Source organism: Amycolatopsis sp. PSD-21 (assembly GCF_055561455.1).
The window spans coordinates 5,494,427-5,516,183 of the sequence record NZ_CM145712.1; the positions used below are offsets into that span (position 1 = coordinate 5,494,427).

15 protein-coding genes and 2 tRNA genes are annotated in these 21,757 nt (G+C 70.8%); 7 read left to right on the top strand and 10 right to left on the bottom strand.

The features are described 5' to 3' along the window. Positions 1 to 6 precede the first annotated feature (6 nt). The 3 genes from ACZ1DY_RS25750 to ACZ1DY_RS25760 are packed head-to-tail and all read left to right on the top strand — an operon-like array spanning position 7 to position 7,402. Positions 7 to 1,722 (top strand): fatty acyl-AMP ligase, encoded by a 1,716-nt coding sequence (locus tag ACZ1DY_RS25750; protein ID WP_257486049.1) that lies wholly within the window; start codon positions 7 to 9, stop codon positions 1,720 to 1,722. After that, positions 1,719 to 5,915 carry a beta-ketoacyl synthase N-terminal-like domain-containing protein gene (locus ACZ1DY_RS25755; RefSeq protein WP_465481134.1) on the top strand — a complete coding sequence of 1,399 codons (4,197 nt, stop codon included), beginning with the start codon at positions 1,719 to 1,721 and terminating at the stop codon, positions 5,913 to 5,915. Before ACZ1DY_RS25750 ends, ACZ1DY_RS25755 begins: the two co-directional genes overlap by 4 nt. Next, complete coding sequence (locus tag ACZ1DY_RS25760) at positions 5,912 to 7,402, top strand: MFS transporter (protein WP_465481135.1); 1,491 nt, start codon at positions 5,912 to 5,914, stop codon at positions 7,400 to 7,402. Before ACZ1DY_RS25755 ends, ACZ1DY_RS25760 begins: the two co-directional genes overlap by 4 nt. Here ACZ1DY_RS25760 and ACZ1DY_RS25765 read toward each other — a convergent pair. Continuing rightward, positions 7,377 to 7,796: a VOC family protein gene (locus tag ACZ1DY_RS25765; protein ID WP_465481136.1), complete on the bottom strand. Its 420-nt coding sequence runs from the start codon at positions 7,794 to 7,796 to the stop codon at positions 7,377 to 7,379. The two genes, ACZ1DY_RS25760 and ACZ1DY_RS25765, sit on opposite strands and share 26 nt — an antisense overlap. 88 nt (positions 7,797 to 7,884) lie before the next feature. Between ACZ1DY_RS25765 and ACZ1DY_RS25770 the strand changes: the two genes are divergently transcribed. After that, positions 7,885 to 8,490, top strand: a complete 606-nt coding sequence (locus ACZ1DY_RS25770) for a TetR/AcrR family transcriptional regulator (protein WP_465481137.1) — start codon at positions 7,885 to 7,887, stop codon at positions 8,488 to 8,490. Positions 8,491 to 8,674: 184 nt separating this feature from the next. Here ACZ1DY_RS25770 and ACZ1DY_RS25775 read toward each other — a convergent pair. The 8 genes from ACZ1DY_RS25775 to ACZ1DY_RS25810 form a co-directional block, all read right to left on the bottom strand. Beyond that, positions 8,675 to 8,746, bottom strand: a tRNA-Val gene (locus ACZ1DY_RS25775). Between the two features lie 35 nt (positions 8,747 to 8,781). After that, a tRNA-Val gene (locus ACZ1DY_RS25780) sits at positions 8,782 to 8,856 on the bottom strand. Positions 8,857 to 8,936: 80 nt separating this feature from the next. Next, the gene (locus ACZ1DY_RS25785; RefSeq protein WP_465481138.1) at positions 8,937 to 10,781 is read right to left on the bottom strand and encodes a serine/threonine-protein kinase; all 1,845 of its coding nucleotides are present in this window, start codon (positions 10,779 to 10,781) and stop codon (positions 8,937 to 8,939) included. Positions 10,782 to 10,790: 9 nt separating this feature from the next. Then, positions 10,791 to 12,674: a serine/threonine-protein kinase gene (locus tag ACZ1DY_RS25790; protein WP_465481139.1), complete on the bottom strand. Its 1,884-nt coding sequence runs from the start codon at positions 12,672 to 12,674 to the stop codon at positions 10,791 to 10,793. A gap of 49 nt (positions 12,675 to 12,723) precedes the next feature. Further along, entirely contained in the window at positions 12,724 to 14,940 is a 2,217-nt protein-coding gene (locus ACZ1DY_RS25795; RefSeq protein WP_257486042.1) for a heavy metal translocating P-type ATPase, read from the bottom strand. 221 nt (positions 14,941 to 15,161) lie between these two features. Beyond that, positions 15,162 to 16,283, bottom strand: coding sequence for a DUF6801 domain-containing protein (locus tag ACZ1DY_RS25800; protein WP_465481140.1), 1,122 nt, complete (start codon positions 16,281 to 16,283; stop codon positions 15,162 to 15,164). A 73-nt stretch (positions 16,284 to 16,356) separates the two neighbouring features. Then, positions 16,357 to 17,586 (bottom strand): DUF6801 domain-containing protein, encoded by a 1,230-nt coding sequence (locus ACZ1DY_RS25805; RefSeq protein WP_192741856.1) that lies wholly within the window; start codon positions 17,584 to 17,586, stop codon positions 16,357 to 16,359. A 249-nt stretch (positions 17,587 to 17,835) separates the two neighbouring features. Next, entirely contained in the window at positions 17,836 to 18,084 is a 249-nt protein-coding gene (locus ACZ1DY_RS25810; RefSeq protein WP_465481141.1) for a hypothetical protein, read from the bottom strand. Between ACZ1DY_RS25810 and ACZ1DY_RS25815 the strand changes: the two genes are divergently transcribed. From ACZ1DY_RS25815 to ACZ1DY_RS25825, 3 genes are all read left to right on the top strand, one after another. Continuing rightward, on the top strand, positions 18,074 to 18,646 hold the full coding sequence (locus ACZ1DY_RS25815; protein WP_126734307.1) for a hypothetical protein: 573 nt from the start codon (positions 18,074 to 18,076) through the stop codon (positions 18,644 to 18,646). The genes ACZ1DY_RS25810 and ACZ1DY_RS25815 overlap by 11 nt on opposite strands. Before the next feature lie 155 nt (positions 18,647 to 18,801). Next, complete coding sequence (locus ACZ1DY_RS25820; protein ID WP_126734308.1) at positions 18,802 to 20,016, top strand: lipase family protein; 1,215 nt, start codon at positions 18,802 to 18,804, stop codon at positions 20,014 to 20,016. 7 nt (positions 20,017 to 20,023) lie between these two features. Further along, positions 20,024 to 20,563 carry a GtrA family protein gene (locus tag ACZ1DY_RS25825; protein WP_465481142.1) on the top strand — a complete coding sequence of 180 codons (540 nt, stop codon included), beginning with the start codon at positions 20,024 to 20,026 and terminating at the stop codon, positions 20,561 to 20,563. On the opposite strand, the gene ACZ1DY_RS25830 is transcribed toward ACZ1DY_RS25825, so the two are convergent. Further along, positions 20,503 to 21,699 (bottom strand): PucR-like N-terminal domain-containing protein, encoded by a 1,197-nt coding sequence (locus ACZ1DY_RS25830; RefSeq protein WP_465481143.1) that lies wholly within the window; start codon positions 21,697 to 21,699, stop codon positions 20,503 to 20,505. The two genes, ACZ1DY_RS25825 and ACZ1DY_RS25830, sit on opposite strands and share 61 nt — an antisense overlap. Positions 21,700 to 21,757 lie beyond the last annotated feature (58 nt).

Below are 21,757 nucleotides of genomic sequence, written 5' to 3' on the forward strand. Positions count from 1 at the left end.
GACGTCATGTCCCTGGCCCCCGGAAACACCCTCCCCGCCTGCCTCCGGCATTGGGCGGACGCCGACGGCGACCGGCCCGCGCTGACCTTCGCCGACTTCTCGTCCGATCGCGCCGGACGGCGGAAGACACTGAGCTGGAAGCAACTCCAGGAGCGTGTCGACGCCGTCGCGGCGGCTCTCCCTGTCGCGCCTGGTGACCGGGTCGCGATCCTCTGCCCGCAGAGCGCCGACTACGTCGTCGCTTTCCTCGGCGCGATCGCCGCGGGCGCGATCGCCGTACCGCTGTTCGATCCGGGGCTGCCCGGGCACGCCGGACGGCTCGCCGCGGTGCTGACCGACTGCTCCCCCACCGCGGTGATCACCACCGCCGCGGCCGAGGACGCGGTCCGCGAGTTCCTGGCGGGCCTGCCCGGCGGCGAGCACGTCACTGTCGTCGCGGCCGACAAGGCGGGGCCCGTCCGTGCCTGGCCCGCCCCGGCTCCGGCACCGGACGACGTGGCGTACCTGCAGTACACGTCCGGTTCGACCCGCAGCCCGGCTGGAGTGGTGCTGACCCACGCGAACGTGCTCGCCAACGTCGGCCAGGCGGTGCGGGGCCTCGGCATCGACCCGTCGGGGACCACCGTCTCGTGGCTGCCGCTGTTCCACGACATGGGTCTCGTCCTCGGCCTGATCACGCCGCTGGCCATGGGCATGCGGTCGGTGCTGATGGACCCGCTGGCCTTCATCGAGCGCCCCGTGCGCTGGCTGGAACTGCTCGGCGACCACAACGCGAGCTGGAGCGCCGCCCCGAACTTCGCGTTCCATTACGCCGCGAGCCGGGTGCGTGAGCAGGACCGCGCCAAGCTCCGTCTCGACCGCGTCGCCGCGATCGTCAACGGCGCCGAGCCGATCAACCCCGGAGTGCTCGACCGGTTCCACGACACTTTCGCCGAGGTCGGGTACACCCCGGACAAGACACGGCCCGCGTACGGGCTGGCCGAGGCGACCGTCTTCGTCACCACCGGCCCCGGCGTCCCTCCGCGGGTGACCACGTTCGACCGCGCCGCGCTGGGGGCGGGAACGGCACGGCAGGCGGAAACCGGTCTCCGGCTGGTCGCCTGCGGTGTCCCGGTGGGGCAGCACGTCGCGCTGGTCGACCCGGAAACCGGTGTCGCGCTCGAAGACGGCGCGGTCGGCGAGATCTGGGTCCACGGCCCCAACGTCGGCACCGGCTACTGGCAGAAACCCTTGGAGAGCACCGAAACCTTCGGCGCCCGGCTGACCGGTGACCACGGGGACCTGCCGACGGGTCCCTGGCTGCGCACCGGTGACCTCGGCGTCCGGTACGACGGCGAGGTCTACATCGCGGGCCGGATCAAGGATCTGCTCATCGTCGACGGCCGCAACCACTACCCGCAGGACGTCGAAGCGACCGCGGCCTCGGCCGATCGCGACATCCGCCCCGGCAGTGTCGCCGCGTTCGCGGTCGAAGGCACCGACACCGAATCCGCGGTCGTCGTCGCCGAGCACCGCGGGCACGGCACGCTGACCACGGAGGACGAACGGGCGCTCGAAGCGTCGATCCGGCGGCTCGTTTCCGACGCGCACGGCCTCGCGCTGCGTGACGTCGTGCTCGTCCCGGCGGGCCTGGTCCCGCGGACCTCCAGCGGGAAGATCGCGCGAAGCGCCTGCCGCGACCGCTACCTCGCCGGCGATTACGGAAAGGCCTTGGTGCGATGAGAAACCCGACGTTCGACGCCCCGGCGCTGCGCCGCTGGCTGCTCGACACCGTCGCCGGGCACACCGGCGTCGACGCGGCCCGGCTCGAAGCCGACCGCCCGCTCAGCGACTACGGCCTGTCCTCCCGTCAGGCCGTCGGTATCGCCGCCGACCTCGAGGATCTGCTCGGCACTCCGCTCCCGGCCACCCTGCTGTGGGAAAGCCCGACCATCGACCACCTGGCCCGCTCGCTGACCGGAGGCACGGAGCCCGAACCGGAGCAGACGGGCACGGACCGTCGCCGGACCGACCCGATCGCCGTCGTCGGCCTCGGCTGCCGCTGGCCGGGCGCGGACGGCATCGACGAGTTCTGGGATCTGCTCCGCAGCGGACGGGACGCCGTCCGGACCGCGCCGCCTGGCCGGTGGGACGCCGAGGCGGCCCCGATCGTGGGCGGATTCCTCGACGATGTGGCCGGTTTCGACGCCGACCACTTCGGCATCACCCCGCGCGAAGCGTCCACAATGGACCCTCAACAGCGGATGCTGCTGGAGGTCGCCTGGGCCGCGCTCGAACACGCCGGGATCGCCCCTGCCTCGCTGCGCGGCAGCCGGACCGGCGTGTTCACCGGTATCTCGACCCACGACTACGGGCATCTCACGATGGCGGGCGGCGACGTCGACCTCTGGACCGCGACGGGTGCCGCCGGGAGTATCGCGGCCAACCGGCTCTCCTACGTCTACGACCTGCGCGGGCCGAGCATGGCGGTGGACACCGCCTGCTCGTCGTCGCTGGTCGCGGTGCACCACGCGGTGCGCGCGCTGCGTGACGGCGAGGCGGATCTGGCCTTGGCGGGCGGGGTGAACCTCATGCTGCTGCCCGGGCCGACCGCCGCGTTCGCCGCCGCCGGCCTGCTCGCCGGGGACGGGCGGTGCAAGACCTTCGCCGCGGAGGCCGACGGCATCGCGCGAGCCGAGGGCTGCGGCGTCGTCGTGCTCAAACGGCTGACGGACGCCGAGTACGACGGTGACCGGGTGCTGGCGGTCATCCGCTCCACCGCGGTCAACTCCGACGGCCGGTCACAGGGTATGGCGGCGCCGAACCCCGTCGCCCAGCAGGACATGCTGCGCACGGCGTACCACGGCGCCCGGCTCGATCCGTCCACTGTGGACTACGTCGAGGCGCACGGCACCGGCACCTTGCTCGGCGACCCGATCGAGGCGCGCTCGCTCGGCGCCGTGCTCGGCAAGGACCGCCCCGCCGACGCTCCGCTGCTGATCGGTTCGGTGAAGACGAACATCGCGCACGCGGAGGCGGCCGCGGGGATCGCCGGGCTGATCAAGGTCGTCCTCGCGATGACCAGGGACGAACTGCCGCCCCAGCTGCACTTCTCCGCGCCCAATCCGCATATCCCGTTCGACGACCTGCGCCTGAAGGTGGTGACCGAGCCGACGCCGTGGCCGCGCCGGTCCGGCCGGGCCACGGCCGGCGTGTCCGCGTTCGGCTTCGGCGGAACCAACGCGCACGTCGTCCTCGAACAGGCGCCGCCCCTGGAACCGGTGCCGGATCGCGCCGGCGTCCGGATCGGGCTGCTGTCCGCCCGCACCCGCGACCGGCTCACCGAACGCGCGGCTCAGCTGGCGGACTGGCTGGAATCCACGCCGTCGCCGTCCCTCGCCGGAATCACCCATACGTTGTCCCGGCGCGACAACGGCGGACCACACCGCGCCGCCGTCGTCGCGGGCGACACCGGCGAACTGGCGGAACTGCTGCGCGCCGTCGGTGACGGCGCCGATCCGCTTCCCGCGGGCGCCGTCACCGGTACCGCCGTGAGCGGCGACGGCCCGGTCTTCGTGTTCTCCGGGCACGGCTCGCAGTGGCCGGGGATGGGGCAAGGGCTCTTGCGCGCCGAACCCGCGTTCGCCGCGCAGGTCGACAAGCTGCACGACCTGTTCACCGAGCACACCGGCCGCTCGCTCCGCGCACTGCTCACCAGCACGGAACCGCTGTCCCTGCCCGAAACCCAGACGGCCATCTTCGGGACGCAGGTGGCGCTGGCCGCGCAGTGGGAGGCTCTCGGAGTCCGGCCATCGGCCGTGGTCGGGCACTCGCTCGGCTCCGCGGCCGCCGCTGTGGTCAGCGGCGTGCTCACCCCCGACGAGGCCGTCCACCTGGTCGCGACCCGTGCCCGGCTGCTGGGCACCCTCGGCCCGGGCGGCGCGATGGCGGCGGTCGAACTGGCGCCGGAGGAACTGGATCTGTACCCCGACATCGAACTCGCCGTCGAATCCGCGCCGGGGCAGCTGACCGTGGCCGGGGACGCGACCGTGCTCGATCTCCTCGTCGCGGAACTGGAAGCCGCCGGACTGACCGCGCGGCGACTGCCGGTCGAGGTCGCCGGGCACTCCGCCCGCGTCGATCCGGTGCTTCCCGCACTCCGGGAGGCGCTCGCCGAACTGGGCGGCCGCCGTCCGACCGTGCCCTGGTACGACACGGTTCTCGCCGATCCGCGGGAGCTGCCGGACTTCGACGCCGGGTACTGGGCCGCGCATCTGCGCCGTCCCGTGCGGTTCCGGCAAGCGGTGGCGTCCGCCGCCGCGGACGGGCACCGGGTCTTCCTGGAGGTGTCGCCGCATCCGATCCTGCGGGGCTCGGTGGTGAGGACCCTCGAAGCCGAGGGGATCGACGACGCCGTCGTCACGGGAACGCTGCGCCGGGGGCAGGACGAAGTCCGCACACTGGGCGCCGCCGCGGCCGAGTTGTACTGCGCGGGCACCCGGATCACCACCGCCGATCCGGACGACGGTTCCCGGCTGGTCGACGTCCCGCCGATGCCGTGGCGGCACGAACGCCACTGGTACACCACCGCCGAAGCACCGCCGTCGTTCGCGGCGCGCACGCCGGAACCCGAACCGGAGCGGACCGCCGGCGGCGACCGGCTGACCGAGATCGTCGCCGCCGTCATGGGGTTGCGTCCCGATCGGCTCGACGCCGACGTCCCGCTGGTGGAGCTCGGACTGGATTCCCTGATGGCGAACCGGATCTCCGAAGCCGTTCGCCGCGAGTTCGGTACGGAACCCGACGCGGTCAGCGTGCTCCGCGGCGCCACCCTCGCCGACCTCAGCCGTGATCTCGCACCCCGGGAAAACGAGGAACCACTGCCGTCCCGAGGTCGCGCCTGGGACGCGGCGGATCGCCTCGTCCTGCGTCTGTGGCAGGAGCACACCGGGATCGAAGCGACTGGCACGCACGTCCGGCTGACCGAGACAGGCACACCCGACCGGCTGGCCGAACTACTCGCCCAGGGCCTCAGCACCGAACTCGACAGCCCGGTCACCGCCGCCGAACTCCGGCGGCACGACTCGCTCGCGGCCATCGCCGACGTCGCCCGCGCCATCCTCGACACGAGGGAAGAGCGGGGGCCGGTGCACATCCTCGTTCCCGGCGAAGCGGGCGTCGCGCCGCTGCTGCTGTTCCACCCGGGCGGCAGCACCTGCACCGTGTACCGGCCGCTGCTGGAGCGGCTGCCTTCCGGTGTGCCGTGCGTCGGATTCGAACGCGTCCCCGGGGTCAGCATCGAGGACCGGGTCGAGCAGTTGCTGCCGTTGGTGCGGGCGCAGAGTCGCGACCGGCCGTACCGGCTGGCGGGCTGGTCGTTCGGCGGGGCGCTGGCCTACGGCGTCGCCGCGCGGCTCGCCGAAGAAGGTGAAGAGGTCGAGTTCGTCGCGCTGATCGACACCATGCTCCCGCTTCCGGAACCGGACCTCGACCCGAGGGCGTCGTCCGCCCGGCGGTTCCTGCGGTTCACCGGCTACGTCGAGGGGACCTACGGCCGCGAAGTCCGGCTCGGCCACGAGGAGCTGGCTCCGCTCCCCGAAGAGGAACAGATCGAGCTGACCATGCGGCGTGTCGCCGAAGCAGGCCTGCTCAGCCCCGGTGTGCTCCGACACCAGCGACAGTCCTTTTTGGACACACTAGCGGCCGAACGCGGTACGCCGCGCCGTTACGACGGACGGGTCGTGCTCTACCGGGCGACCGAGCAGTACGCGGCCGGGCTGGCGATGGAACCCCGGTATTCGCGCACCGACCTCGCGGCGGGCTGGGCGGAGCTGTGCCCGGGGCTGGAGATCGTGCCGGTCGAGGCGCATCACCTGTCGGTCGTCGACCCGCCCTGCGTCGATGTCGTGGCGAGGCATCTGACGGGACTCCTGTGACCACGGCCCGGGCCGAGCGAGCGGTCGACCGCGCCTGGCCGCTGCTGGCGGTACTCGGCGCCGGGCTCTTCCTCGTGGCGGTCGACGCGACCGTGCTGCACGTCGCGTTGCCCGACCTCGTCCGGCAGCTGCGGCCCGGCGCGTCGGCTCAGGTGTGGATCGTGGCGATCTACCCCCTGACCGCCGCGCCGCTGCTGCTGCCGTTCGGCACGCTCGGCGACCGGTACGGACGGCGGCGCGTGCTGGTCGCCGGGTACGTCGTGTTCGGGATCGCGTCGCTCGGCTGCGCTTTCGCGCCGAACGTCCCGGCGCTGCTGGCGTTCCGCGCGTTGCTCGGCTGTGGCGGCGCGATGATCATGCCGGTGACGATGTCGCTGCTGCGCGAACTGTTCCCGGAGCAGCGGCATCGCCGCACGGCGATCGCGGTGTGCAGCGGGATCGCGGGTACCGGGTCGGTGTTCGGGCCGTTCCTCGGCGGGGTGCTCGTCGAGGCGTGGGGCTGGCGGGCGACGTTCCTGCTGAATCCGCCGGTGATCCTGGCTGCGGTCGTGCTGGCGCTGCTGTGGCTCCCCCGGAATCCGCCGGGCCGTGGTCCGTGGGACGCGCTCAGCGCCGCCCTCGCCGCGGGCGGTGTCCTCGGGATCGCTTTCGCCGTCGGGCACCCGGGCTCCTGGACCACGGCCGTCGCCTCGGGGGCGGCCGGGTGTGTCCTCATCGGACTGTTCCTGCGCCGTCAGCGGCGGACCGATCCGCCGCTGCTGGACCTCACCCTGTTCCGCCGGCCGGGAGTACGGGCCGCGGTGGGCGGGGTGCTGCTGGTGATGAGCACGCTCGTCGGGCTGGGCCTGCTGTTCGCCCAGTACCTGCAGGTGGTGCTCGGGCTTTCGCCCACCGCGGCGGCGAGCCGGCTGCTGCTGGTGCTGGGTGCTTCGGCCGTCGGCAGTGTCGTGACCCCTTCATTGCTGGGCCGCTTCGGCAACGCGCGGGTCCGCACGGCCGGGTTCGCCGTCGCGGCGGTGTCATTGCTGGTCCCCGCGGCGGGATCGGCCACGCTCACGTCACCGGTCCTGCTGGGCGTGGGGCTGACCGGGCTGGGACTCGGGATGGCGCTCGCGCTCACGTCGAGCACCGACACCTTGCTTTCGGCGACCTCGGCCGACCAGGCGGGCGGCGCCGCGGCGGTGGAGAAGACGGGGTACGAACTGGGCGCCGGCTTCGGGACGACGGTGTTCGGTTCCCTGGCCGCCGCGGTGTACGCGGGGCACTTGGCCGTCCCTTCCGGCGTACCGGAACCGGCGCGGCTGCTCGCCCTGTCAGGCCCGGCCCAGGCGGAAGCGGCCGCGTCGGGTCTCTCCTCGCATTTGGCCGACGAATTGCTGGCCGCCGCGAAGGCCGCCTGCACCACGGGGTTGCAGGTGTCGGCGGCCGTCGCTTGTGGGCTGTTCGTGGTGGCCGTGCTCGTCAGCTCGGGCGGGCCTCGTCGGTGAACTGCTCGGCGAACTCCCCGATCGGCGGGATCTCCTGGATCACGTCGATCAGCACGCCGTTGGGATCGACGACGATGAAGTGCCGCTGCCCGAAGTCCTCGCTGCGCAGGGAAAGCGCCTCGGGCAGGCCCGCCTCCACGATCAGCCGCCGGTGCTCGGCGTCGACGTCTTCGACCTCGAAGTTCAGCAGCAGCCCCTGCACGGGCTTGCCCGCCCCGGCGGGAATGGTCTCGTGCCCGGGCGCGAGGATCGCCAGCTCCCATGCGCCGCGTTTGAGGCTGACGTACCAGTCGGCTTCGAAAGTGGGCTCGAAGCCGAAGTGGCGGCAGTAGAAGTCCCGTGTCTCGGCGATCTTCTCGGTCATGAGGACGGGATAGAAGCTGGTCAGACGCATAAGGCCACCTTGCTCGCGAACAATACCGACCGTCGGTTTGTTTCTTTGAAGTTAGCCAACCGACGGTCGGTATGTCAAGATTCGGGCCATGGCCCGGACGAAACAGCAGCAACGCGAAGAGACGATGGAGGCGTTGACCGCCACCGCCCGGCGACTGTTCGCCGAACACGGGTACGGCAAGGTCGGGCTGGAGACCATCGCGCAGACCGCGGGTGTGAGCAAAGGCGCGCTCTACCACCACTTCAGCAGCAAGGCGGACCTGTTCCGGCACGTGCTCGGCGTTGTACAGCACGACGTCGGCGAGGAGATCGCGCGGGCCGCGGACGCCGCGCCGGACTCGTGGACCGGGCTGCTCGCCGGCTGCCGCGCGTTCCTCGCCGCGGCGACCGATCCGGAGACCCAGCAGATCATGCTGCTGGACGGCCCTTCGGTGGTCGGCTGGCAGGACTGGCGTGAACTGGACGCGGAGTCGTCCGCCCGGCACCTCGCCGAAGCGCTGACCGGCCTGATGACCGACGGCGTCCTGGCGAAGCGACCCGTCGAACCGTTGGTACGCCTGCTTTCCGGCGCGATGAACGAGGCAGCCGTCTGGCTCGCCCACTCCCCCGACCCGAAGGCCGACCTCGCCGCGACCATGGACACGCTCATCCCGATGATCGAGGCCTTGAGGCTTCCGAGCTCGTTGCCCGCTTGAGGAAGGGTTGCGAAAGCCACTTTCGCAACGTCGGCCGGGGCCGCGGCCGCCCGGCGGATCCTGTCGCGAAAGCCACTTTCGGGACGCCTGATGTCCCGAAAGTGGCTTTCGCGACACCCTCGCACACTCGTCACCAAGAGACGCGAAAAGGCCCCACCCTTGCCGGGTAGGGCCTTCACTGCGGTGGGCGATACTGGGATCGAACCAGTGACCTCTTCGGTGTGAACGAAGCGCTCTCCCCCTGAGCTAATCGCCCGCGGTACGAACTCCGGTCCGCCGGGGAAGCGGACCTGGTGCGCGATACTGGGATTGAACCAGTGACCTCTTCCGTGTCAGGGAAGCGCTCTCCCGCTGAGCTAAACGCGCGTGGTGTGTGTCGTTCGTACTGGCGATAGCTTAGCGGACCCCGTTTCCGGGCCGTCACAGGGGTTCCCCTCCGCGAAAGCTCAGGGTTTCGGCAACCTCGAAGCGACCGAGCCCGCGATCTCCTTCGCCCGGTCGCAAGGGCTTCCACTCCCCTCGCGCCCCAGCAGCCGGACGGCGACGTGTTCGGCTTCGCGGTCCGGCAGCGCACGATGCCGCCAGGTGACGGCGCAGTTCGAACCCCCGAACTCCCGCATGTCGCCGGTGACACCGCCGCCGAGGTCGACCGGCGAACCCTCCGGCGCGTAGGAACCTCGCTGCAATTCGATGGTCATCGTCTCCCCGCCGCCCAGCCACTCGCAGATCCGCAGCGTTCGCGGGGCAGGCTGCGCGTTGGGCATGGTCTTGGCGAGCACCGCCGGATCGGCGATCGTGCACGGATCGAGCGGGAGCAGGCTCGCCGGATCACCCGCGCGGTCGACCTCGTGCGTGCGCAGCCGGGTGAGCGCGGCCGTCAGCATGTCGTCGGCGGCCTTGCAGGGGTCACCTTGCCGGCCCGGATGGGAGACGACGACGCCGAGCCGCCGGTCCGTCGGCAGCTGGGCGACCGAGTCGCATCCGCCGCTGATCGTGCTGCGCAGCAACGGAAGCCCTTCGGCCGTGCGGTCCGTCCGTTCGAGGCTGCTGGTGCTCACCCCTTCGCCGAGCCGGAGTTCGAAGGTGACGCCCTTGAGACCGGTGTACTTGCAGCGGGCCGGGTAGATCAGGTCGGTATCCGGTTTCAGGGTGCCGAACTCCTGCACGAACCGGCCCGCGAGCACCTTGCACGGATCCACCAGGCGCAGACGTTCCGCGCCGAGTGCCTCGTTCGCCGACAGCGAGGTCGTCCCGGGGTTCTCGGGTTTGGCGTGCTCGGCGATGGTGAGGCCGAGCGCGACCATCCCCGAAACGACGAGCAGGACGACCGCGGCGAGCGAGCCGAACAGGATCTTCTTCGTCCGCGGCGCCATCTTCTTGGGCGGCGGACGCCAGATCGGCAGGGGCAGGGCCAGCACCGAGCGTACTTCGGCGTCCTGCCGCTGGATCCGGGCGTGCACGGCGGGTGGCCAGGGCGCCGCGCCCGGCGGCACCGGGCCGAGGAAGTCCAGGATCTGTTCCGGAGTCGGCCGTCGCGCGGGATCCTTGGCCAGACAGGGCTCGGCGATCCGCCGGATCTCGTCCGGGACGTCGCTGAAATCCGCCGCGGCGTGCACGACGTTATACAGCGTCTGCGGCGCGGTCGGCCCGGTGAAGGGGCCGCGTCCGGTCGCGGCCATGACCAGGATCGCGCCAAGGGAGAACACGTCGCTCGCGCCGGTGATCCGCCCGCTGCCCGCCTGTTCCGGGGACATGAACGCGGGCGACCCGATGATCGCGCCCGTTCCGGTGAGATCCTGCGCGTCCTCCGCCACTCGCGCGATGCCGAAGTCGATCACCCTGGGTCCGTCACTCGTCAGGATGATGTTGCTGGGCTTGAGATCCCGGTGGATCAGCCCGGCACGGTGGATCTCGGTCAGCGCCGCGGCGAGCCCGGACGCCAGCAACCGCACCGACTCGACGGGCAGCGGCCCGGCACCGTCCACGGCCTCCTTCAAGGACGGTCCGGTGACGAAGACGGAGGCGAGCCAAGGGGTTTCCGCTTCCGCGTCGGCGTCCATGACGGCGGCCGTGTAGGCGCCGGAGACCAGCCGCGACGTGGCCACCTCGCGCCGGAACCGTTCACGGAAGCGTGGATCGTGCGCGAACTGGGCGTGCAGCTGTTTGACGGCGACGAGCCTGCCGTCCGGGGCGAGGCCGAGCACGACGCGGCCCATCCCGCCTTCGCCGAGCTCGGCGACGATCCGGTACGGGCCGATCTGCCGGGGTTCCCCGGGGTTCAACGGTTTCACTGGTCAGCCCTAGGGTTTCGGAAGTTTCGGCAGCAGCGCCCCGGCGAAGCCCTTCGCCTTTTCGCAGGCTTCGTCGGCGGTCATCTTGGTCCCGCTGGTCCCGACCGTCAGCTCGACGTTCTCCCCGTCGCGTTCACTGACGGACCGATGCTGCCAGGTCAGCGAGCAGGTGGACCGCGCGATGCCGTCGTCCACCTTGGCCAGGTACACCTTGGCACCGCCGAGATCCAGGGTGGCGACCTCCGTGTAGTACGAGTCCTTCGATTGCGCGGGCGGGTACGCGCGCACGAAGCTCAGGCGGACGTTGCCCGCGGCGTCGTACCGGCATTGGTGCAGATGCTCGCGTATCGTTTCGACGACCGGCCCGATCAACCGGTCCGTGGTCGCGGGGCCGAGCAGCGCGCACGGGTCCAGCGGAGCCAGCGTGCCCGCCGGGAGTTCGCGCTCGTGGCCTCCGGCGCGGATCCGCTTGACCGCGTCGGCGAGCGCCGCCTTCACCACCGAGCACGCCTGGTCCTTTGTGGACAGCCTGTTCACGTCCACGCTCAGCTTGGTGTTCGGCAGGCCGCTGACCGGGACGGCGACCGCACACGCGTCGTCGGAGCCCTTGATACGCAGCGGAAGCCCTTCCAGCTCGCCACCGGCTTCACCTTCGATCAGGTCGCCACCGACGCTCAGCTCCAGCCATTTGCCCGCGGGCGAGGCGTAGGTGCACGAGTCGAACTGGATGTCGATCTCCGTGGTCAGCTTGCCGAACCCGGGCACGTCCCGGCCCGCGAGCACCTTGCACAGGTCGACGCGGCGCAGGTTGTCCGGGCCGAGCGGGTCCTGGTTGACCGGGGTGGCGACCGGTTCGTCCGGCTGCGGCGGCGAACTCGGCGCGATGGCGGCCGGCGGCGGGTCGTCCCCGGAGAGCGAGACCGCCGCGACGGTGCCGCCGGCCAGCAGCACCACGGCGGCCGCGGCCAGCCCCGCGTACAGGCCGCGCCGGGACCGCTTCGGCGGCGGTGGGTTCAGCAGCCGCCGGACCTCGGCCTGCTGTGCCTCGATGAGATGGGACACCACCGGCGGCCACGGGCTGGTCGTCGGCGGGACCGGGCCGAGCCGCTCCAGCACCCAGGCGGGTGACGGCCGGTCGGACGGGTTCTTCGCCAGGCACGGCTCGACGATCTGGCGCAGCTCCGGCGCCAGTTGCCGCAGGTCGGGCTGGAGGTGCACGACGTTGTACAACGTGTGCGGAGTCGACGTCCCGGTGAAGGGTCCGCGTCCGGTCGCGGCCATCACGAGCAGCGCGCCGAACGAGAACATGTCGCTCGCCGGGGTCAGCGGCTTCCCCTCGGCCTGTTCCGGGGACATGAATCCGGGCGAACCGATGACGGCACCGGTGTGCGTGAGCTCGGAGTCGCCTTCGACGGCGCGCGCGATCCCGAAGTCGATTACGCGGGGTCCGTCACCGGTGAGGATGACGTTGCTGGGCTTCAGATCGCGGTGGATCAGCCCGGCACGGTGGATGTCGCCCAGCGCCAGCGCGAGCCCGGCGGCGAGATGGCGGACGGCCATCGGCGGCAGCGGTCCGGCGGCGGAGACCGCCTCGGACAGCGACGGCCCGGGCACGAACACCGACGCCAGCCACGGTGTCGGCGCGTTCGGGTCGGCGTCCATGACCGGTGCGGTGTACGCGCCGGACACCAGGCGGGAGGTTTCGACCTCCCGGCGGAACCGCTCGCGGAAGCCGGGATCGTGCGCGAAACCGGGGTGGACCTGCTTGATCGCGACCAGGCGCCCGTCGGCGGAGATCCCGAGCAGCACCCTGCCCATTCCGCCCTCGCCGAGCGCGGCGAACACCCGGTAGCGCCCCACCGCGGTGGGTTCACCGGTGTTCAACGGCTTCACGAAGGCCCCCTTGTCCCGAGGGGCGATGGTACAAAACCACCCGCAAGTGTCACGCGGCGCGTCGGAAGTCCTTGAGCCGGAGGCTGTTGGACACCACGAGTACCGACGACAGCGACATCGCCGCCCCGGCGATCAGCGGGTTCAGCAGGCCGAGCGCGGCCAGCGGGATCGCGGCGACGTTGTAGCCGAACGCCCAGGCCAGGTTCCCCCGGATGATCCGCAGCGTACGGCTGGCGAGCAGGATGGCGTCGGGAACCACGCGCAGGTCTTCGCGGACCAGCACCAGGTCGGCCGAGCGCACCGCGATGTCGCTGCCCTGTGCCATCGCCATGCCGAGATCCGCGGTGGCCAGCGCCGGACCGTCGTTGATCCCGTCCCCGACCATCGCGACCCGCGCTCCCCCGGCCCGCAGTTCCTCGATGACCGCGGCCTTCTCCGCGGGCAGCACTCCGGCACGCACGTCGGCGACGCCGATCTCGTCCGCGACCACGCGGGCGGCGGCTTCGTTGTCGCCGGTCAGCAGCACGGTCCGCAGGCCGAGCGCGTGGAGGGCCTCGACGGCCGCCCGCGCCGACGGCTTCACGACGTCCCTGATCGCCAGCTGCCCGGCGAGCCCGCCGTCGACCGCGACGAGGATCGCCGTGGTGCCGTCCTCCGCCATGAAGTCGCCGGGCACGGCGATACCGCGTTCGGCGAACAGGCGCGCGTTGCCGACCAGGACCTCCTGCCCCTCGACCTCGCCCTTCGCACCGAGCCCGGGCAGCGCGCCGAATCCTTCAACCGGGGGAAGGTCCGGCAGTTCCGCCCGCGCCGCGGTCACCACGGCCGCCGCGATCGCGTGCTCCGAACCGGCCTCCACGGCCCCGGCGAACCGCAGCAGCTCGCCGCGGGTGAACCCGTCGGCGGGACGGCACGCGGTGACGGTCATCTTCCCGGTGGTGACGGTGCCGGTCTTGTCCAGCACCACGGTGTCCACCGTGCGGCTCGCCTCGAGCGCGTCCGGTCCCTTGATGAGGATGCCGAGCTGAGCTCCCCGGCCGACCCCTGCCATCAGCGCGGTCGGCGTCGCCAGCCCGAGCGCGCACGGGCAGGCGATGATGAGGACGGCGACGGCCGCCGCGAACCCTTCGCGGGCGGGTGCCCCGCCGAGCAGCCAGGCCGCGAGCGTCAGCGCGGCCACGCCGAGCACGGCGGGGACGAACACCGCGCAGATCCGGTCGACCAGCCGTTGCACCGCGGCCTTGCGGGCCTGCGCGCGTTCGGCCAGCGCGGTCATCTGGGCCAGTTGCGTATGCGTGCCGACCGCGGTCGCGCGGACGACGAGCCTGCCGTCCCGGTTCACCGAAGCGCCGACGACCCGGTCGCCGGTGGCGACCTCCGCTGGCACCGGCTCGCCGGTCACCGCACTCACATCCACAGTGGACAGTCCGTTGTGGACGACGCCGTCGGCGGCGATCGACTCGCCCGGCTTGACCACGAACAGGTCCCCGACGGCCAGTTCGCCGACCGGGACCATCCGCTCGACGCCGTCCCGCAGCACCCGGACGTCCTTGGCGGCCAAGGCGTCCAGCGCGGCCAGGAGCCCGGCGGCGCTGCGCCTGGACCGGCTCTCGAAATACCGGCCGGCCAGCAGGAAGGTGGTAACCCCGGCGGCGACGTCGAGGTAGATCGCGTCGGCGCCGGCCGCCGTCGGGCCGAAGCCGATCCAGTACCCCGGCTCCGTGCCGCCCGCGAAGGCGGACCACGCCGACCACGCGAACGACGAGAGCACGCCCAGTGACACCAAAGTGTCCATACTGGACGACCGATGACGGAGATTCCGCAGCGTGGCGCGGTGGAACGGCAGCGCGGACCAGAAGACAACGGGAACGGCCAAGGCGAGGCACAGCAGTTCCCAGCCGGGGAACCGCAGCCGCGGCACCAGCGCGAGAGTGATCGAGAGGTTCCCCAGCGGGATCGCCAGCAACGCGGCGACGACCAGCCGTCGCCGGAGATCCCGGACCCGGGCGAAGCCGATGTCCGGATCCTCCTCACCGCGGATTTCCGCCGTGTAGCCGGATTTGCGGACCCGCTCGATGAGGACGTCGTCGTCCAGCGCTTGAGGCACCTGCACGGTGGCGCGCTCGGTCGCGTAGTTCACCGACGCGCGGACGCCGTCCAGCTTGTTCAGCGTGCGTTCCACCCGCGCCGAACAGGCGGCGCAGGTCATCCCCGACACGGTCAGTTCCACCGTGCGGACGGCGGCCTCCGGCGCGGAAATCGTCATTTCGTGGCACTCCCAGGATTCACCAGTGGTTCCTCGGTGGCGGAACAGGTGTCCGGGTCGTGTCGCGAGGCAGATTACCGCCGCCGGGAACCGGGGCCGCCCCCGGCCCGACTACTGCGGTGGTGGTGGAAGCAGGTGTCTCGAGTCAGGCTTCGGTCCAGGTGGTCGTGAGTGGCGTTTCGGGTTAGAACACGAATCGCCACTCACGACCAGCTGGACCACTAGGCCTGCCGCGGGGTCAGCGTGAGGTCGAAGGTGTTGCCATCCCCCTGGACCAGGGAGCTCACGTAGGAGGTGAACGCGCCGCAGCCGGTCAGCGGCGCCAGCGAGTAGGTACCACGCAGCGCGCCGCCCTTCGCCATGGTGAAACCATCGCCGGTGCGCAGTTCCGCCGTCGACGGGGCCGACGTCCGGCAGCCCGGCCCGGTGCTGACCGGCATGCCGACGAGCGTCACCAGCGGGAGGACGGTGGTGAACCGCGATCGCGCGACGAAACCGGTCCCGGCGAGGTCGCCGCCCTGCGGCCCGTCGGCGACGAACTCCAGATCGGCCGAACCCGGCAGGAAGCCGAACAGCCGGAAGTCGGTATGCGCCTTGTCGAACACCGGACCGCCGCTGAACACCGTCGCCGCGGTCGGGCTCAGTTCGAAGGTGCCGGTCAGCGGCGCGTCGGCACCGAGTGCCTTGACGCCCGTCTTCCCGGCGATCGCGAACCGATGCCCCGACAGCTTGTCGCCGAGTTCGAAGGACAGCAGGACCGGATCCTGGCCGGGGTCGAGCGTGCAGTCCGAGGTGAAGGAGCCGAGCCCGGTGAAGGAGCCATCGGGCTTCTTCGGGGTGAGGCGCGTGGTGAAGTCGCCGACGGTCAGCGTCGTCTTGCCCGGTTTCGCCAGCGTGATGGTGGGCACGGAGCCGGTCGCCACGGGGCTGAACGTGCCTGACGGCGGGATGTCGGTCTTGGCGACGTTCAGCGGGATGCGCACGGGAAGCGGGTTCGCGTCGCCGTTGACCAGTGTCACGCCGGCCGCCGCGGTGCCCTCGATGGTGGTGGCACCGACGAGGTTGAGCCCGCGCGCCGCCTTGTCCGGAACGGTCACGGTGATGGTCAGCCCGGAGGTGGTGAGCGTGCCGCCGGGCGCCGTCGGCACCTCGAAGTCGGCCTTGATGTCGACGTCGAGCTTCTGCAGCCCGATCAGCGGGAACGGGCAGGTGAACGACAGTTTCTTGTCGACGGGTGTACCGGCGGCCGCGCTGCGGACGGCGACGAACAGCAGGCAGCCGGCGGTGATCAGCACGACGAGGCCCGCCGCGAGCAGCATCCGGACGTTGATGCGAAGGGGCATGGTCGCCTTCCTGGACGGCTCGGAAACGGCACCGGTCCCCGTCACGGAACGCGACGGGGACCGGCTGCCTGACTTACTTCTTGGTGAGGTTCAGATCGAGCGTGTTGCCGTCGCTCTTGGCGAACATGCTGATCATGTCGTTGAACGAACCACAGTTCTGCAGAGCCGACAGCGAGTAGGTGCCGGTGAGCTTCCCGCCCTTGAGCAGGTCGAAGTCCGGACCGGTGGTCATCTCGCTGGTGGACGGGCTGACCGTGCCGCACTTCGGGTCGTTGCTGATGGGGATCCCGAAGATCTGCACGCTCGGCAGGAACACGTTGAACTTGATGTGCGCCTTGAACCCGGTGCCGACGAGTTCACCGGTCTGCTTGCCGACCTGCTCGACCTTGATCTCCGAGCGGCCGTCGACGAACCCGAACAGCTTGAACTGGGTGGACGACGGGTCGAGCTTCAGGTCACCGGTGAACGTCTTCGACGCGAGGTCCACGTCCGCGTCGAAACCACCGTTGATCGCCGCGGTGCTGCCGAGCGACTTCAGCGCGGTCTGTCCCTTGATGCCGAACGCGTACTTGATCCCGCCGCCACCGGGGGTGGTGGTAGTGGGCGTGGTCGGCGTCGTGGTCGGCGTCGTGGGGGTGGTGGTGGGCGTGGTCGGGGTGGTGGGCGTGGTCGTGCCGCCACCGCCGTCACCGATCTTGATCGTGGCCAGGGTGTTGTTCTGGCCGGGATCCTGCTTGCACGGCGCGTCGATCGTGCCGTCCGGCGTGATGCCGGTGACCGAACCGTCGGCCTTGCGCGGGGTGACCTTCAGCCGCAGGTCGCCCACGGTGATCTTCGCCTCGCCGGGCTGGTTGAAGGTCAGCGAAGGCGTCTTGCCCGACGCGTTGACCGTCATCTCGCCCGAGGTGGGGATGTTCTGCTTGGCGATGTCGTTCGGGACGCTGACCGGGAGGTTGAGCCCCGGTGCCGCCACGGTCGCCGCCGCGATGGCCTGGCCTTCCAGCGTGGTCGCACCGATCAGGTTGAGCCCGCTGACCGTGTCCGCGTTGATCGTGGAGACGGCCTTGATGTCGAACGTGCCGGTCGGCTGACCGGTCTTGACCGACAGCGGGAGATCGGTGTTGATCACCACCTTCAGCGACTGCGACCCCACGAGCGGCAGGTCGCAGTGGTAGTTGAGCGGGAGCGAGATGGGATCGGCGACACTGGACTGCGCCCCGACCACGAGTACCGCGGCGGCGAGGCCAACGGCACCGGCAGCGGCGGCGGCGACCGCCTTCTTGGTTCCTCTTCGGTGACTCACGATCGTCCTTCCGTGGTATCAACGATGATACGAAACGGCGTACAATTCCCCAGAGCAATGAATATCGGCCCGGGAGAATTCTCCGGGTAGCGACGATGTCTGACGGATCGCAACCGAACAGTAAACTAACGACGCGTCCGCACCGCTATCAAGTGCTTCACCGGAAAAATCGACCCGCCGCCGGTAAATTGTCACGCGGGCACGGTAGAACCGGGTGGTTCCTAGTAGCGGCACATGGGTTTCCCCAGTTCAGAGCCAGGTGGACGCGCCGGCGGAACCGCTGACGCGGGTGACAATCGTGTCACTGAAAATTATCTCGCGCGTGCCAATCACCCTTTTCCGGGCCGCCGCCGCCTTGCCTGCCGTAATCTTTCGTGAGTAACCTCGCGGTTCAGCAAGCCGGTCACCGCCGACCATCGCGGAATCGCGCTCGTCGCGGGCGGGACAGGCCTCTTTCGCCGAATTCGACGGGGAAATCATGAAAAGAATGCGCCGCACGGCAGCGCGAACCGCGTTCGCCGCCGTCTCCGTGACCGCCGCGGCGGTCCTGCTGAGCGCCTGCGGGTCCGACGAACCCGCCGACGCCGGCAAGCACGCCGACCCGGCCGCGCTCGCCTGGGTGGACAAGGTGTGCTCGGGCGTCGCGACGGGATCGGCGAAACTGTCGAAGCCGCCCGCGTTCGACCCCGCCGACCCGCAGGGGACCAAGACCGCGATGGTGGGTTTCCTGAACTCGCTCACCGCCGCCCTCGACGACATGGCGGGCGGGATCCGGAACGCCGGTGTGCCGCCGGTCCCGGATGGACAGTCCGCTGTGGACAAGGCCACCACCACGCTCGGCGAGACCAAGTCGAAGGTGTCCGCCACCCTGACGCGGATGCAGGAGGCGAAGGTCACCGACCAGGCGAGCCTGCAGAAGGTGGTCGCCGACGCCGACAGCACGATGAGCGGGCTGAGCGAGCCGGAGGGCCCGATCAAGCATCTGCGCGCCAACCCCGAACTGGATCTCGCGTTCACCGAGTCCACGACCTGCCGCCAGGTCTACGGCGGCAACGCCTGAGTACCGTGCCCGGCGCGGAAGCGGTGTCGCGAAAGCCACTTTCACAACCGTCAAGGTTGCGAAAGTGGCTTTCGCAACGCGCCGATGCCCGGGGCGGGCCCGCGCGTGCACTACCCGAATCCGACATCGAGTCCATCCGCCCTGGAGGCCCGGCCGTGCCGACCACGTTCCCCCGCCCGTCCCGCCGGACACTCGCCGTCGCGCTGGCGATCGTCCTGTCCGCCGGTCTCCTGACCGTGCTGAGCGGGAACCCGGCGAGTTCCGCCGCCCCGGCGGCGTCCGACGACGCGTTCTACACCCCGCCGTCCCCGCTCCCGGCGGGCAAACCGGGTGACATCATCCGCTCGCGTGTCTCGAAAGCCGGTCCGCGTAAGGATTCCGTCAACGCCTGGCAGGTGATGTACCTGTCGACGGACGCCCTCGGACGGCCGGACGCGGTGACCGGGACCGTGCTGGTACCGAAGAACGTGGACCCGGCGAAGGCACCGATCGTCTCGTTCGGCGCCGGTACGCACGGCCCCGCCTTCCACTGCACGCCGTCGAAGATGATCGACATCGGCGCGTTCTACGAGCAGTCCGGCCTCGACGACGCGCTCGACGCCGGATTCGCCGTCGCGCTCACCGACTACGAGGGCTATCGCCAAGATCCGAAGACGACGTACGTGGTCGGGCGTTCGGAAGGGCCGGCGATGATCGACGCGGTCCGCGCAGCGCAGCGCCTGCCGGAGGCGAAGCTGTCCACCGACGCCAAGGTGCTCTTCCGCGGGTACTCGCAGGGCGGCGGGGCGGCGGCCTGGGCAGGCGAACTGCAACCCGCGTACGCGCCGGAGCTGAATCTCGTGGGTGTCGCCGCCGGCGGCGTTCCCGCCGACCTCGTCCAGGTCACCCTGCAACTCGACGGGAAGTTCGGTTTCGGCGTCTTCGCCTACGCCCTGATCGGCCTCGACCACGCCTACCCCGAACTGAAACTGGACTCGTTCCTCAGCGACAACGGCCGCGTGAAGCTGGCGGAAATGCAGAAGAGCGCTTGCACGTTCGAGCTGCTCACCACGTACGCGAACCAGAAGATCGCCGACTACACGACCAGCGCCGGTTACGTGCGGCCGGAATGGGTGAAGCGGCTCAACGAGAACAAGCTCGGCGGCACTCCGCCCAAGGTCCCGGTGCTCCTCTACCACGCCACCCAGGACCAGCTCGTCCAGTTCGCCCAGGCCGACGCGCTGCACAAGGCCTACTGCGCCGCGGGGGTCAAGACGACCTGGAAGACCTTCGACACCGACCACATCACGGCGGTCTACACCGGCAACGCCGACGTGCTCGCCTTCCTCAAGGACCGGGTCGCGGGCGCCCCGGCGACGTCGAACTGCTGAGCGGGCGGTGCTCGGAACCGCCCCGGAATCCTTTGTGGACGACGGTGCGCGGACCGGCGGGCGGCGTGAGCTGCTCCGGTTCGCCACCGTCGGTCTCGCCGCTTTCGGGCTCACGCTCGGGGCCAACTACGGGCTGAAACTCACCGTACTGCCCGAGAAACCGGTCACGGCGCTCGCGATCGCGACCGTCGTGGCGACCGTCTTCGCGTATCTGCTGTCCCGGCGCTGGGCTTTCCACACCCGCGGCGGCAGACGCGGCTTCCCGGAAGCGGTGCTGTTCTTCACCGTGAACGTGATCGCCGTGACGATCAACCTGTGCCCGCCGCTGATCTCGCGCTACGTCCTGCGGCTCGAGGTGCCCGAAGTCAGCTTCCTCGTCCAGGAGATCGCCGACTTCGTCAGCGGGATGCTGCTGGGCACGGCGGCGGGTTCGGCGTTCCGCTGGTGGGGCTACCGCCGCTGGGTGTTCCCGGTGGCGGGGGCGCGTCAGGCGTCGGCGGGGCGCAGCCGTTCCGCGCGCAGCGCCAGCTCGATCCGCAGCCGCTGATCCGGATCGTCCAGCCGTTCGCCGAACAGCTCCGTGAGCCGCCGCAGCCGCGCCCGCACCGTCTGCGGATGCACGGCGAGCCGCCGGGCGATCTCGGGCGCGCTCCCCCGCGTCTGCACCTGCGTGAGCAGGGTCGCCGCCAGTTCGTCGTGCTGGCGCGGCGCCAGCCCCGACAACGGTTCGAGCGCCTCCCCTGCCAGCCGGTCGAGCAGGAATTCGTCGGCGAGCAACAGCAATGTGGTGATGTGCTCCTCGCACCACAGCACCGGTCCGACCGTCGTGATCATCCCCCGCCGGGTGAGTTCGGACGCACGCCTGGCGATCCGGAACGACTCGGCCGCCTGCGCGACCGGGACGGACACCCCGACCGTCGCCGACCAGCCGGACGGCAGTTCCCGCAGGCCGCCGAGGTCGGCCTCCGGACAGGCGACCAGCGCGCCGGGCACGTCGGAGACGAGGTCCACCGGAACCGCGGGGGGCAGCAGGCCGGGCGGGAACGAGGGCGCGCCGGGCGTCGCGGTGAAGACGACCGCGGTGATCCGTTCGGGGATCCGCCAACCGATCGCGACGGCGAGAGCGCCGGCGTCGGCCTGGCTGTACCCGGAGCCACCGGTCAACAGCCGGAACAGCCTCGCCCGCTGCTCCGCGGGCCCCGTCGCCTCGGCTTGGGCGGCGTTGTATCCGTCCGTCAGCGCCATCGTCACCTCAACGACGTCACCGAACAGGCACTCCGCGGCGCCGTAGAGGACGTCGCCCGGCAACTGGAGCTGTCGGCCGATCGCGGCGATCGAGCGCCACAGCACCCGGCTCGAGACCCGGAACGCCGCCTGTGCGGCCTCCCGGCTGAGCCCTTGCTGGAACGCGATCCGGCCCTGCGCGCGGAAATCCACCAGGAGATCGTTCTGCAGGAGTTCGGGGACGCCGACCCGGTCGATGGCGCGTTCGATACTGCGCCTGGTCAGCTCGACGGCCGCGGCACGGGCCTCGCCGTCGCTGAACACTTCGGCGCATTCGCTGATCTCGGACACCACGGCGTCGACGCAGTGCCGGGCGATCGCCGGGATCCGCGGGCGGACGGCGTCACCGAGTTCCCTCGGGAGGCGTTCCCACAACACGCCGACGGGCTGCCAGCTCACGTGTGCGATCCCCCGCTGTGAAGTAGGCCGACGATTACGGGCACCCATTCCCTTTCGT

Excerpts from the sequence above, each read along its gene's own strand:
- ACZ1DY_RS25755 (WP_465481134.1), top strand. The coding sequence starts at position 1,719 with ATGAGAAACCCGACGTTCGACGCCCCGGCGCTGCGCCGCTGGCTGCTC.
- ACZ1DY_RS25815 (WP_126734307.1), top strand. The coding sequence starts at position 18,074 with ATGCGCCGCACGGCAGCGCGAACCGCGTTCGCCGCCGTCTCCGTGACC.
- ACZ1DY_RS25795 (WP_257486042.1), bottom strand. The coding sequence starts at position 14,940 with ATGACGATTTCCGCGCCGGAGGCCGCCGTCCGCACGGTGGAACTGACC.
- ACZ1DY_RS25800 (WP_465481140.1), bottom strand. The coding sequence starts at position 16,283 with ATGCCCCTTCGCATCAACGTCCGGATGCTGCTCGCGGCGGGCCTCGTC.
- ACZ1DY_RS25770 (WP_465481137.1), top strand. The coding sequence starts at position 7,885 with ATGGCCCGGACGAAACAGCAGCAACGCGAAGAGACGATGGAGGCGTTG.
- ACZ1DY_RS25765 (WP_465481136.1), bottom strand. The coding sequence starts at position 7,796 with ATGCGTCTGACCAGCTTCTATCCCGTCCTCATGACCGAGAAGATCGCC.
- ACZ1DY_RS25750 (WP_257486049.1), top strand. The coding sequence starts at position 7 with ATGTCCCTGGCCCCCGGAAACACCCTCCCCGCCTGCCTCCGGCATTGG.